This is a genomic window from Parapedobacter flavus (assembly GCF_035818675.1).
In the GTDB taxonomy this organism is placed as follows: domain Bacteria; phylum Bacteroidota; class Bacteroidia; order Sphingobacteriales; family Sphingobacteriaceae; genus Parapedobacter; species Parapedobacter flavus.
In genome coordinates, this window is the sequence record NZ_JAYKZZ010000001.1 from 254,244 (window position 1) to 267,449 (window position 13,206).

The window sequence follows — 13,206 nt, forward strand, 5'->3', positions numbered from 1 at the left end:
ATCCCTCGGGGATGACGCTGGCGGATTTTTTTTCTATGGCAATGATTCCGGTAACTTTCTTATTTTCGCTGCTATAGCTGGCATATGTACCAGTAACCAATCCGGTTGTTCATGAATGGGTAAAGCATCAATTATGTGTCCATTTTCTATCGCAACCAAGTCTTTATGTTCCGTTTCAGACGTATCGACTACCTTTAGTGAATCAAATAAAGTAAACCGGTCGTTTACCTGCCTTAAATTGCCGTAGAAATTCTCTCTAAGCGTCAATGAATCCACGGAATGGCCTCCCTCGTTGGCGCGGATAAGTACTCGATTTGCAGAAAGCGGAGGGTTATCCAAGCCGAAGAATATCAAATATGCAAGATACCCCCGTTGTTTGAACCGCTCAACAACATGCCAGCTTTCGTCCCGGGAAAAATGACCTTCGTATGCAAAGTCAGCACCTGTATCCAAAGCCTTTGCGACCAATGCCGAAAAATATTGTTCTACAAATTCAGATGCTTGCAATGTTAACTCCTTTTGGACGCGGAGACCCGATTTCCAAAGTTCGGTGCGCTTTTGCAGGTATAATTTATCCCCATCAAAAATATCGTTGATATGATCTGGGAAATATGGCAAACCGACGGTGGATTTTCCCGCACCGTTAGAGCCAGTAATGATAAATAGGTTAGGCATCCATCAATTTCAGTTTTTCTTTAAGTTTTTTCGATTCAGCTACCGAAAGTACATAAATCGTTTCGAAATCGGTGCCATTCGGTGCTTGCCGCACCAAGTGGATACTGCCATCGGGATATTCGAGGTAACAGGTCGCATTGTCCATCCCCTTTACATTAATCATGAAGGGCAAACCTTGGTTAAGCCGTTTTGCCCGTAATGCCCGCACTGCATCCGAACCTTTTTGAACCTGTTCTTTCAATGATAATGTCTGCATATAAAGTTTTTTATTTAACCATCACGTCGTGCTTGCTTTTCAGTCATTTTCGACACAAATCGGCATTGTAAGTTGCTTGCTTTCCTCAAAATCAACCTTTAGGGCTTTCAATACGGCCTTGATTGCCGTTAGCTTTTCGCTGCTGTCCGGATGTAAGATTAAATATCCCATGATTCAAAATTACTAAATATTTTTATCTCCGTGTTATACAGAGGGTGCAATTCCAGGGCAATCGGATCTTAAACTATAAATTTCACCGAGGGTCGGTTACACTTACCTGACCGGGAGAAACCCAATCGGTACTCAATTTTTAAACGGTGGATACGTGCCTGTATAAAGGTAGCCGATAGACATATTGATAGAACAACTGCCGTTTCGAATACGGCTTCGGGACCGCTCCGTGACCGCTCCCAGACTGCTGCGGTGTTCTTGGGTATGTACGAGCTTTCCCCTAGGGTTCCGCGTGCTGTTTTCAGCAGCGAAACAGCAAGGTGATGGCCGGAGTACAGCACGAAGACCCGACCATGATGCGGAGCCTTTCGGGTACCGGTACGCCTGTAGGTGAAATGCATACGGAAGCACCACGCACAGGTCCTATCCCCATATGTGTCGCATATATCTCGGTAAATGGCCCCGCCAGCGGCACTTTAGCGAAGGGTAAGCGGATGCATAGCGGGAGAAAGGCGCATTGGGGCAGGGAAAGGGTAAGGCAGGGCAGGGATCGGATTGGGGTCGTGCTGGAGACCGCTTCGGGTCGGCTTCGGGTCGGCTTCGGAGGTAAGTTTACCCTCCATGCTGCCTTGTACTGCGCTTAGACTGGCGGCGCCAAACGGAGTCCAGTCCGAGTCCAAACCAAGCCCAGTCGAAGTCCAAACCAAGCACCGAAGCCATTCCGAAGGCGATTCCGTAAGAAGATGGAGCGCGAGGCGTCCATTAGCCGCTCGGGATTGGTTCGAATATGGCAGGGCATCGGTACGGCAGTTGCTCGCCATTGCTTCGGCATATTGCTGTGCGATTTCGACGAACGCATGGGTATCGAGCAGCTCCACCAGACCCGCCGGCTATACCCATAGTAACCTCTTTTTGCCGGTACTCGGAGATATAATTTGACTATAAAAAGGTACGATATCGTGGTTTTCCGAAGATACATGCGGCTACCTTTGTGATAAACGCAGTTATACCATCTGGGGAAACGTGCTATCAAACCAAAATAAACCGATCTCGGGTTGCGGGTGAGCGAATAGTCGAATGCGGGTTTAATCAATACAATTTATAACAATTAAAACAAAACAACAAACTATGAGTAAGTTCTTACTTGTGACATTGCTGTGGTGCGTCGGACTATCCACAGCAATGGCCCAGACCCGTTCCATTACCGGAACGGTGCGGGACGCGGAGGGTGGTACGCCAATCGGCAATGCGACCATCAAGGCGCTGGCCAGTCAGCAAACCACATCGAGTTCGGCCGATGGTACGTTTACCATCGAGGTGTCATCTAATGGCGACTCGCTATTGGTGACTTACCTCGGTTATGACCAAGCCGTGATGGGGGTGGAGCCCAATGCCAACGACCTGTCTGTCGACCTGACACAATCTTCTGAATCATTGGAAGAGGTGGTGGTAACCGGGTTCGGCATGACGCAGAAGAAAGAGACGTTGACCGGCGCGATTTCGACCATCAGTTCAGACGATATCAGCAGATCGTTGTCTTCCACGACTTCAGGCGCACTGGTGGGTAAGATCCCCGGACTGAACTTCCGGCAAACCGATGGACGTCCGGGATCAGCTACCAATATCCAAATCCGGAACATGGGAGAGCCGCTATTCGTTATCGATGGCGTACAGAAGGATGCAGGTCAGTTCAATAACCTGGATTTTAACGATATCGAATCCATCTCCGTGCTGAAAGATGCCTCGGCGGCGATCTACGGCGTACGGGCGGCGAACGGCGTTGTCGTGGTAACCACCAAGCGAGGCAAGCGGAATACGAAAAACACGATCAGCCTGACATCCAACTACGGTTTCCAGAACTTATCCACCTTTCCACAGCCTGCGGATGCGGTGAGCTTTGTAGAGAGCTACATCCAATCCGAAACGGTGCAGGGCGTTGAGGACTATCGTTATGATGCGGAAGACCTGGCGAAATGGCGCCAAGGTACGGAAAAAGGCTATGTACCATTTGATTGGTACGACTATATTTGGGAGACCTCACCGCAGGTATACCTTAATGCCAACGTCTCGGGAGGCTCCGATAAAATCAATTATTACTTCAGCTTGGGCCACCTCAATCAGAACGATGTGATTGTCAACTACGGCGGTTTCAAACGGACCAATGTGCAAATGAATATCACCACCCAGATTTCCAATCGATTCCGTGTGGGCGCTAGCTACAACGCACGGCACGAGTATCGCAGAAACCCCGGTGTGCCGGGGGGTGACGACCTTTGGCTGCCACGTTTCGCTACGTTCCGCAACTTGCCCACGGTACGGCCCTTCGCAAACGATAATCCGGACTACCCGGCATTGACTTCCACCGACCCCGGCACAAACTTCGGCTGGCTGAATTATGAATTGTCGGGCGAGCGGACGGAGACCTGGCGGGTTAGCCAGCTCAATTTCGATGCGGAATATGATATCATTGACGGATTGAAAGCCAAAGCATTGGTAGGCTACTACTTCGCTAATCAGCGGATGGACAACCATGAATATACGTATAAATTATATAAGTATAATGAAGCTGAAGATACGTATGAAGTCGATTTTGAAAACAACAATCCTTGGCGTGAGCGTAGGATGGGACATGTGGAAGAAATTACATCCAACGTGCAGTTAAACTACACCAAGTCATATGGTAACCATAACCTAGCGGTCATTGGCGGTGTGGAGAGTATTCTCCGTAAAACGCCGACGACGTGGGTGCATTCCATTCCGACGGCGAACGCTCTGGAGCTGATCGATTACGAAACTATGGACACTTATGATGATGAAGGAGACAATCCGCAAGCGCGATTAGGGTATATCGGGAAGGTTAATTACGATTACAACGGAAAATACCTGTTGGAATTATTGGGTCGGTATGACGGTTCATGGAAATTCCCCACGAATGACCGCTGGGGTTTCTTTCCGGCGGCATCCGCAGGGTGGCGGATTTCACAAGAATCGTTTTGGCAAGATAGTAAAATCGCAAACATTGTCAATGATTTGAAGATACGGGGATCGTTCGGGTTAGTCGGTGATGACAATACCGATGGCTATAATCCGTTCGATTACTTGAGCGGCTATAATTACAAACGGTATCGGAACGCCGATGGCGATTGGGTGGATGTGGCTTCGTCGGTAATCGACGGTCAATATCTGGTGGGTACGCAGCCGCGCGGCCTTCCGGTAACCACGCTGTCGTGGCTGCGCGCCGAGATGCTCAACGTGGGTTTTGACGCGTCGTTCCTCCAGCACCGGTTAACCACCACCGTAGAGTTCTTCCAACGTAAACGTACGGGCCTTCCAGCCTCACGTTATGACGTATTGGTGCCTACCGAAGCCGGCTTCGAGTTGCCTAATGAAAACTTGAATTCCGATATGCACCGGGGCTATGAAGCCGTGGTACGCTGGGCCGATCAAGCAGGCGAATGGAGCTATTCGTTGGCTGGTAACGTCACCTTTTCCCGTTTCTTTGATTGGGATCGGTATAAGCCGCGCTTTAGCAACTCGTGGGATGTGTACCGTAACTCGCTCGTACAACGTTATGGTCACCTCAATTGGGGATTGCAAGCTGATGGACAATTCCAAAGTTGGGAAGAAATTGCCGCATGGCCGATCGATAACGACGGCAACGGGAATCGCCTATTACGCCCGGGCGATATAAAATACAAAGACCTGAACGGCGATAAGGTCATAAATGAGCTCGATTGGCGACCCATAGGCTACCGCCAAGATGCGACGCCTGCCCTTAACTTTGGGCTCAATTTTGCCTTCGCCTATAAAGGATTTGACTTAGGGCTCGATTTCTCTGGGGGAGCCATGTATACGTTCTATAAGGAATGGGAAATGCGTACCCCCTTCCAGAACGGAGGCAACATGCCCCAGTATTATATTGATGGTGCTTGGAAGCTGTCCGATATCTTTGATGCCAACAGTGAGTTGATCCCCGGTGAGTACCCGATGCTGCTGATTGGCAACGGTGATCACAGCAACTACGAAAACAGCGACTTCTGGAAACAAAATATCCGTTACATCAAACTTCGGAATGTGGACTTCGGTTATTCATTGCCTCAGCGCATATTGGAGCCCATTTCCATTACCGGTGTCCGGGTGTATTTTTCAGGGCAAAATCTCCTTACCCTCACCAACTTGATTGGTATCGACCCGGAGATGCAAGATAATAATGGATTAGGTTACCCGACGATGCGGATCCTCAATTTCGGGTTGAATGTGAAGTTTTAACGGCGCGACGCCTTAATCAAAAAGTAAACATGAAAAATTTAAATAAATCCATATTTAAAACGTTGGTGTTAGCGGGTGGACTTACTTGCCTCAGCAGCTGTTCGGACTTCCTCGAACGCCAGCCCGACACCATTATGACCGAAGATCAGATTTTCGGCGACGAGGTGATGATCCGTTCGGTATTGGCCAATTATTACGGCCGGGTAAGTTGGGGGCAACACATCAGCAACGACTATGCGTATACCATCCTGGATGAGGCAGGCAGGTCGGATGGTGGACCAGACAATATACAAGGTTACGAAAATGACCTTTGGCGGGTGTATGATTACACGTTGATACGGAACATTAACCAGTTTTTGAAAGGGTTACGTGAATCAACGGCAGTTGATGAAGAAGAAAAGCTCGTTTACGAAGGCGAAGCTCGATTCCTCCGGGCCTGGACCTATTTCAATATGGCACGTTGCATGGGGGGCATGCCCATCGTGGGCGATGAGGTATTTGAGTATGAAAGTGGCATGGATATTACGGCGTTGCAATATCCACGTTCTACCGAAGCGGGAATATATGACTACATCATCGAAGAGTGCGAAGCCATAACTCCTTTGTTGTCTGATGAGACCAACACCCATTCAGCTCGGGCTAACCAATGGGTAGCGTTGATGCTGAAAGCGCGTGCGGCGATTTATGCGGGTTCGCTTGCAAATTACAACAACAAGATGGCGAGCCCGATTACCACGCCGGGTGGCGAGGTAGGCATCCCAGCTGATCGTGCAGCAGGGTATTACGAGCAGGCTTTGGCTGCGGCAAAGGTAGTGATTGATGATAGTCCGTATGAGTTGCAATTAAACAAGCCGGATGATCTGGAGCGGAATTTCTACGAAGCGTTAAGTGTAAAAGACAACAATAAAGAAGTCATCTGGGCTCATGATCGGATTTATCCCGGATCTGGGCAACAGACACCCTTCACAACGCGGAATATTCCCGGTTCGCACGCTGAAGATATCGACCGCGCCTATGCTGGCCCAATCTTGAATTTGGTGGAAGATTTCGAATACGCCGACGATCGAAATGGCGATATCCACATCCGGGATAACCAAGGGGACTACGTCTTTTACGATGATCCATTGGATGCCTTTGCGAACAAAGATGCACGGCTAGGTGGAACGGTCATTCTACCGAATGCCTTATTTAAGGGATCGCCCGTGCCCTTGCAAGCGGGCCAAAAAGTATGGAACAACGGTTCGTGGCAAACCGTAGTCGGCCAGTCGGACGAGCGGGATGCTGCCGGCCGATTAATTACTTCCGCGAATGGACCTGTCCGTAATAACGATCAGTACGTTAATAAAACCGGGTTCTTCTTCCGTAAGTTTTTGGATGAGGCTGCTGGGGCTTCCACCCGTGGGCGAAACAGCGAGATGTGGTTTCCACGTTTCCGATTTGCCGAAGCGGTGCTGATCGCTGCGGAGGCTGCCATGGAATTGAATCAACAATCGGTAGCCGTAGGTTACATCAACCAGGTACGTGCACGCGCAGGAATACAGCCGTTAACAAGCGTTACCGTGAATGACATCATACAGGAACGCCGGGTAGAGTTTGCGTTTGAGAACCACCGGTATTGGGATTTGAAGCGGTTCCGCAGGGCACATGTGGTTTGGAACGGAGTGGTGAACAGTCCGACGGCCCAACAATATGCCCTGTTCCCCTATTTGGTGGTGGCCCCAGGCACACCGAACGATGGGAAATACGTATTCGATCGCTTGGTGTTTAGTGGCTCTCTGCACCCGCGCAATTTCGAGTTGAGGAATTATTACAATTTCATCAACTTAGATTGGCGGAATGCGAACCCGAAGATTGTTTTAAACCCGTTTCAATAATCTTTATGATAACGATAATGAAAAAATATTTGAATATGTTGTTGCTTCCTGCGATAGTTGCGGTAAGCAGTTGCGGATTGGATAATTACGACGCTCCGGAATCTAAATTGGTTGGCCGGGTCGTTTACAACGGAGAACCTATCGGCGTCCGTGGTACGGGTGAAGCGGTACAGCTCCAACTTTACCAGGACGGCTTTGAGTCGCGAGACCCTATTCCCGTATATGTGAGCCAAGACGGTTCGTTCGAAGCCAAATTGTTTGATGGCGAGTATAAACTGGTGACCCGGGATAATAATGGCCCATGGGTAAACGATCGCGATACGACCGTCATTAACGTGAAAGGTACGGCGAACGTCGATATCGAGGTGACGCCATTCTATACCTTGTCAAACGTGCAGTTATCGCTGGAGGGTAATAGCGCTAACGCTTCTTTTCAAGTCAACGAAGTGGCAGGTGGTAGAGATATTGAGTATGTGATGATTTTAGTGGGTAAAACATCGTTTGTGGATGATGTTTCATACACCGCCCGGGTTGATATCGATGACGCGACGGCTGGCAGCACCCTCACCGGATCGATTGATCTCTCCAATAATGAAGACTTCCAGTCGGGCCGGGCATTATACGCCCGCGTAGGCTTACGACCCGTTGGTAAAGACCAAGCGATTTATTCGCAGGTTGTTAAATTGAGGTAAGTAGTAGAAAAATGCCTTATCGCTAACCGTTACCTGTCATTGTGATGGGTAACGGTTTTTTTTAATCGTGCTTGCAGCTGCCCCGTGTCATAAAACCCACATCAATATGAATAAAAATGATATAATAGGACTGGAAAGAGGTAACATAGGGTGGTTGTATAAAGACGCATTTGCACTACCTTTGTGATACGGACGATTATAACCAAATAAATGCAAAAGAAACTAGCACTTTCCATCGTATTTGCCTGTTGGCTGACGGTAGCGTATATGCAGGAACGGGTACCGCTTCCGAACATGGTCATTTTTATTGCGGACGACTTGGGAGTGAAAGATATCGGGCCTTACGGAAACGACATCGTCCACACACCCAATCTGGATAAGCTGAGCCGCCAATCGTTGGTATTCGACCGTGCTTTTGCGGCATCCCCGACCTGCGGCCCGTCAAGAAGCTCCCTGTTTACGGCCATGTACCCCATGAAACATGGGGCACATGGTAACCATTCGGGCGTGAAAACCGGGACGACATCCATGGTGCAACGGCTCGTAGCGCTAGGTTACCGGGTGGCCATTGCCGGTAAGCTCCATGTAGGCCCACAGGAGGTGTTCCCCTTTGAGCGCATCGAAGGCACCAATGTCCCCGAACAAGGGCATGAAGAAAAGCCCGGCCTATTCTACGACCTGAATTTGGCCCCGGTAAACGAGTGGCTGGGGCAGCAGCGGGCGGATAAACCATTTGTGCTGATCGTGGCCGACCACAGCCCACACGTCGTTTGGCCGGAAACACCGACCTATAACCCCAAGGAGGTGGACATTCCGCCTATCCATATCGATACCGACGATACACGTCGCGCCCGGGCGCGATACTACACTGACATCACGAAGATGGACACCAATGTGGGTAAGCTGATGGACCTGCTAGATGCGCATGGAATGGCCAGCCGTTCGATTTTAATGTTTACGGCCGACCAAGGCCCGCAGTGGGCATTTGGGAAATGGGGACTGTACGATTACGGTGTACAGGTACCATTAATGGTGCGGTGGCCGGAACATATTGAAGGCGGAGTGCGTACCGCTGCTTTGGTGTCGCACGTGGACGTTGCGCCGACCATGGTGGCGATTGCCCACGGAAAGCCTGCCGATAACATCGATGGCCGGAGCTTTCTGGCCGTACTGGAGAACCCCCAGGCCAAACACCGTGAAAGGGTCTTCGCGTCCCACACGGGCGACCGGACCATGAACCGTTCGCCGATGCGTATGTTGCGCACGGACCGCTATAAATACATCGTTAACATCGCGCCCGACATCTTGTACAACACCCATATGGATAAAGCGACCGACCACGACGGCGGTCGGGAATACTGGCCATCATGGCGCATAGCATCGTTCCGAAACCCACAGGCCGCAGCCGTGCTTTGGCGGTATCACAACCGCCCCACTGAAGAGCTGTACGATGTACAAGCCGACCCTTGGGAGCGTGTGAACCTGGCCGCGGACCCAGCGTTCGCCGACTTGCTGGCACAGTTTAGGGAAGAAATGGCAGCCATCCGGAAAGAACAGGGTGACCATGAGACCGGTCCGGAAAATTTGAGCGCGCCGACTAATAACGGCGAACACAAGGGGCCAGTGGCTCCCTACATATTCTGACGGGATATTCCCATGATGACAGCTAACGATAGATATAATGAATGATAAAAGACGCCATAGGCGGCAGCGGCTACCGTTGTTATGCGCCGCAAGTTTAACGGTATTGGCTAGTGGGGCTTGCACAATGGCCGACCAACCCACGCAACCAAACGTACTCCTCATCATGGTCGACGATCTCCGGCCCGCTATCGGCGCCTATGGCGACCCGATAGCCCTTACACCCAATTTGGATAAACTGGCCGCCAACGGATTGCTGTTTGAACGGGCATATTGCAACCAAGCGGTCTGCGGACCCTCGCGATACAATCTTTTGCTGGGCAGTCGGTCTACCTCATCAGGCATCTACCATTTCGGACGTGACTTCCGCGATCCGTACCCGGACGCGGTAACCCTACCGCAATATTTCAAGCAACATGGCTATCATACCGAATCGATGGGTAAGGTGTTCCACATCGGCCACGGCACCTATGGCGATACGGCATCATGGAGTGTGCCGCACCATAAGGACTTAGTGATTGAGTATGTTGAACCTGCGAGTAAGGAGGAGGGACTGACCCGCGAAGAAGCCCTGTTTTCCAATATGGAGTGGGGATACTCCCGGTCACTTCCTCGAGGACTGGCGTGGGAATCGCCGGATGTGGCCGATAGTGCCTATGCCGACGGCCGCGTGGCGGCACGGGCCGTCGACCGGCTACGGGCGCTGAAATCGGAAACCGAAAAGCCGTTTTTCCTGGCGGTAGGATTCGCAAGGCCACACCTTCCGTTTTCGGTGCCCCAAAAATATTGGGACCTATACGACGCGGATAAGCTGCCACTGCCCACATTGACCACCCGGCCGGAAGGTGCACCGCCTTATGCAGTGAAATATGGTGACGAAATAGACCAATACGTGCCGCTGCCAACAAAAGTAACGGAAGAACCCTTCCCAGATAGCCTCAGCCGGAAACTGATACACGGCTACTATGCTGCGGTGAGCTATGTGGATAGTCAGATCGGGACGGTATTGAGCGAATTGGAAGCACTGGAACTTGACGAGAATACCATCGTTGTCCTGTGGGGCGACCACGGCTACATGCTGGGCGAAATGGGCATGTGGACCAAACACGTGAACTACGAATTGGCCAACAACATTCCATTGATTATCGCCGGACCGGGAGTGGGCCACCCCGGTTCGCACACGGCGCAGCTCACCGAAACGGTAGATATCTATCCCACACTGGTAGCAATGGCTGGCCTGCCTGCCCCACACGTGCAACAGCCATTCGATGGGCTCAGCATGGTGCCCGTACTCAACGACCCCGAAACGAGCGTCCGTGATCATGCCTACCATTGCTTCCCACGGGGCGGCCGGTTGGGCAGGGCGATCCGGACCGAACGTTACCGGCTGGTGGAGTGGCGCAAGATGGGGGATGCCTCAGCGCCCGCGGAATATGAATTGTACGATTATAACAACGGATTGATGGAAATCAACAATATATCGGATGAACAACCGGCTGTGCGCGATTCGCTCAAGGCCATATTGGCGCAGCACCCCGGAGCGACGCCACCACGTCCGGCTAATAATCGGTAATTCCTGATCATTTCCCATTTCCGTTTGCATGATGTATTTTTAACGACCAGAATTTTGATATGATTATAAATAAAAAGAAGTATCTGCTGATGGGCTGGTGTTTGGTTGCCCTGGTGTTTGCCACACACGCCCAACAAACCCCCAATACGACAACCTATCACCTCGCCGAAGCTATTAACTATCGCGGTGATAGCGATGATGCCTATGCCAAGGAGCGGTGCGTATTGGATGTATATTACCCCGAAAACACCGAAGGTTTCCCTACGGTCGTCTGGTTCCACGGTGGTGGGATCACCGGCGGCCAGAAATTCATACCCAATGAATTGAAAGAAAAGGGGCTGGCGGTGGTCGCCGTCAATTACCGGCTAAGCCCGAAGGTGAAAGCCCCGACCTATATAGACGATGCCGCCGCGGCGGTGGCCTGGACGTTCGAGCACATTGCCGATTACGGTGGCGACCCAACGAAAATCATGATCTCCGGCCATTCGGCGGGTGGATACTTGGTGGCGATGGTAGGATTGGACAAATCGTGGCTGCAGAAATATGGTGAAGATGCCGATAAACTGGCTGGTATCGTCGACTTCAGCGGGCATGCCATCACCCATATGACCGTTCGTGCGGAGCGGGGAATAAAAGATACGCAACCCATCATTGATGAGTACGCACCGCTTTACCATGTTCGAAATGATGCCCCGCCGTTGGTGCTCATCACCGGCGACCGGGAAATGGAGATGCTTGGCAGGTACGAGGAAAATGCGTACTTCTACCGGATGATGAAATTCGTGGGGCATAAAGACGTACACCTGTATGAATTGGATGGTTTTGACCATGGGGCCATGGCCACACCAGCCTTTCATATCTTACTTCACTATGTAAATGAATTGAAGAAGAAAACAGTAACGCAGCCACCTGTTACACGCACGCAGACCGTCCCCGCCGGGTTCAGTAATCCATTGGATGTGGCATTTGGCGACCCATATGTGATTTATGACGACGGTACAGCCCGGTATTACATGTACGGTACCGGTGGCGGCGCCAAGAACGGCTTTGCTGCTTATTCCTCTATCGATCTGGTGAACTGGAAACCGGAAGGCCAGGTTTACCATGCCGGTAACGCAAATGGCTGGAGCGATTCCACCGCGGCATGGGGCGGTGCGTACTGGGCGCCCGAAGTGTATGCGCATAACGGCAGGTTTTATATGTTTTACAGTGCGCAATGGAAAGACAATCCCAATAAGGAACTGGAAAATTTCAAAATCGGTGTGGCGGTGTCTGACAAACCGACCGGGCCTTTCGTCGACCTGCCGGGCGGCCCCCTTTTCGATCCCGGCTACCCGATCATCGATGCCAATGTCTATTTTGCGGAAGACGGACGCACCTTCCTGTATTATTCGCGTTGCTGCTATAAGCACCCCGTAGAAAGCGAGGTGGCTACCTGGGCGCGGCAGAAAGGGTGGTTCGATGAGATCGAAGAGAGCTGGGTATATGGCGTGGAGCTCAAGCCGGATTTCTCGGGTGTGATCGGGGAACCGGTGTTATGTTTACGGCCACCCGTGGAGATGAACGATACGCAGGCGGAGTGGGAAAGCCGATCGGTGACCAGCCGCGAGGTAAACCGGCGGTGGACAGAGGGTTCGTTCACATTCAAGCACGACGATACCTACTACATGATGTATTCGGCCAATCACTTCGCGGGCGAAAACTATGCCGTTGGCTATGCAACGGCCGAGCACCCCCTTGGGCCATATACCAAAGCATCCAACAATCCCGTGCTCGAAAAGAATACGGCGGATGGTGGCAGCGTAACGGGTACGGGCCACAACAGTGTGGTGTTCCTGCCCGATGGGCGGATGTTGTGCGTATACCATGGGCGTACGAAAAAGACGGGCAAAGAAAGGGTGGTCTTCATCGACGAGATGGAAATCGATGACAGCGGCGTGTTGAAGGTTTTGGGCCCCACAACGGGACGCTGACCTGTCAGGACAGTGCGGGTCGCTTCAGTACAGTGCGGGTTGCCGTTGCGTGTTATTGGATTTATCTTGGGCAGATATATAA

The 13,206-nt window shown here is 51.2% G+C and carries 11 protein-coding genes; 8 read left to right on the forward strand and 3 right to left on the reverse strand.

The genetic code is table 11. From position 1 onward, the window contains the following. Positions 1–33 precede the first annotated feature (33 nt). The 3 genes from U9S71_RS01070 to U9S71_RS20970 are packed head-to-tail and all read right to left on the reverse strand — an operon-like array spanning position 34 to position 1,102. Positions 34–675 (reverse strand): zeta toxin family protein, encoded by a 642-nt coding sequence (locus U9S71_RS01070; protein WP_326324555.1) that lies wholly within the window; start codon positions 673–675, stop codon positions 34–36. Further along, on the reverse strand, positions 668–931 hold the full coding sequence (locus U9S71_RS01075) for a hypothetical protein (protein WP_326324557.1): 264 nt from the start codon (positions 929–931) through the stop codon (positions 668–670). Before U9S71_RS01075 ends, U9S71_RS01070 begins: the two co-directional genes overlap by 8 nt. 39 nt (positions 932–970) lie before the next feature. Next, entirely contained in the window at positions 971–1,102 is a 132-nt protein-coding gene (locus tag U9S71_RS20970; protein ID WP_436410296.1) for a DUF2683 family protein, read from the reverse strand. Positions 1,103–1,425: 323 nt separating this feature from the next. Here U9S71_RS20970 and U9S71_RS01080 point away from each other — a divergent pair, with 323 nt between their 5' ends. The 8 genes from U9S71_RS01080 (at position 1,426) to U9S71_RS01115 (ending at position 13,124) form a co-directional block, all read left to right on the forward strand. Further along, positions 1,426–1,746: a hypothetical protein gene (locus U9S71_RS01080; RefSeq protein WP_326324559.1), complete on the forward strand. Its 321-nt coding sequence runs from the start codon at positions 1,426–1,428 to the stop codon at positions 1,744–1,746. 99 nt (positions 1,747–1,845) lie between these two features. Beyond that, the gene (locus U9S71_RS01085; RefSeq protein ID WP_326324561.1) at positions 1,846–2,004 is read left to right on the forward strand and encodes a hypothetical protein; all 159 of its coding nucleotides are present in this window, start codon (positions 1,846–1,848) and stop codon (positions 2,002–2,004) included. 226 nt (positions 2,005–2,230) lie between these two features. Beyond that, entirely contained in the window at positions 2,231–5,371 is a 3,141-nt protein-coding gene (locus tag U9S71_RS01090) for a SusC/RagA family TonB-linked outer membrane protein (protein ID WP_326324563.1), read from the forward strand. 29 nt (positions 5,372–5,400) lie between these two features. Continuing rightward, complete coding sequence (locus U9S71_RS01095) at positions 5,401–7,245, forward strand: RagB/SusD family nutrient uptake outer membrane protein (protein WP_326324565.1); 1,845 nt, start codon at positions 5,401–5,403, stop codon at positions 7,243–7,245. Between the two features lie 17 nt (positions 7,246–7,262). Next, on the forward strand, positions 7,263–7,937 hold the full coding sequence (locus U9S71_RS01100; protein ID WP_326324567.1) for a DUF3823 domain-containing protein: 675 nt from the start codon (positions 7,263–7,265) through the stop codon (positions 7,935–7,937). Positions 7,938–8,147: 210 nt separating this feature from the next. Next, positions 8,148–9,581, forward strand: coding sequence for a sulfatase family protein (locus tag U9S71_RS01105; protein WP_326324569.1), 1,434 nt, complete (start codon positions 8,148–8,150; stop codon positions 9,579–9,581). A 37-nt stretch (positions 9,582–9,618) separates the two neighbouring features. Further along, entirely contained in the window at positions 9,619–11,151 is a 1,533-nt protein-coding gene (locus tag U9S71_RS01110; RefSeq protein ID WP_326324570.1) for a sulfatase, read from the forward strand. A 59-nt stretch (positions 11,152–11,210) separates the two neighbouring features. Further along, entirely contained in the window at positions 11,211–13,124 is a 1,914-nt protein-coding gene (locus tag U9S71_RS01115; RefSeq protein ID WP_326324571.1) for a DUF5005 domain-containing protein, read from the forward strand. Positions 13,125–13,206 lie beyond the last annotated feature (82 nt).

Coding starts and splice junctions, on each gene's coding strand:
- U9S71_RS01080 (WP_326324559.1), top strand. CDS start 1,426: ATGGCCGGAGTACAGCACGAAGACCCGACCATGATGCGGAGCCTTTCG.
- U9S71_RS01115 (WP_326324571.1), top strand. CDS start 11,211: ATGATTATAAATAAAAAGAAGTATCTGCTGATGGGCTGGTGTTTGGTT.
- U9S71_RS01100 (WP_326324567.1), top strand. CDS start 7,263: ATGAAAAAATATTTGAATATGTTGTTGCTTCCTGCGATAGTTGCGGTA.
- U9S71_RS01075 (WP_326324557.1), bottom strand. CDS start 931: ATGCAGACATTATCATTGAAAGAACAGGTTCAAAAAGGTTCGGATGCA.
- U9S71_RS01070 (WP_326324555.1), bottom strand. CDS start 675: ATGCCTAACCTATTTATCATTACTGGCTCTAACGGTGCGGGAAAATCC.
- U9S71_RS01085 (WP_326324561.1), top strand. CDS start 1,846: ATGGAGCGCGAGGCGTCCATTAGCCGCTCGGGATTGGTTCGAATATGG.
- U9S71_RS01090 (WP_326324563.1), top strand. CDS start 2,231: ATGAGTAAGTTCTTACTTGTGACATTGCTGTGGTGCGTCGGACTATCC.
- U9S71_RS01105 (WP_326324569.1), top strand. CDS start 8,148: ATGCAAAAGAAACTAGCACTTTCCATCGTATTTGCCTGTTGGCTGACG.
- U9S71_RS20970 (WP_436410296.1), bottom strand. CDS start 1,102: ATGGGATATTTAATCTTACATCCGGACAGCAGCGAAAAGCTAACGGCA.
- U9S71_RS01095 (WP_326324565.1), top strand. CDS start 5,401: ATGAAAAATTTAAATAAATCCATATTTAAAACGTTGGTGTTAGCGGGT.
- U9S71_RS01110 (WP_326324570.1), top strand. CDS start 9,619: ATGAATGATAAAAGACGCCATAGGCGGCAGCGGCTACCGTTGTTATGC.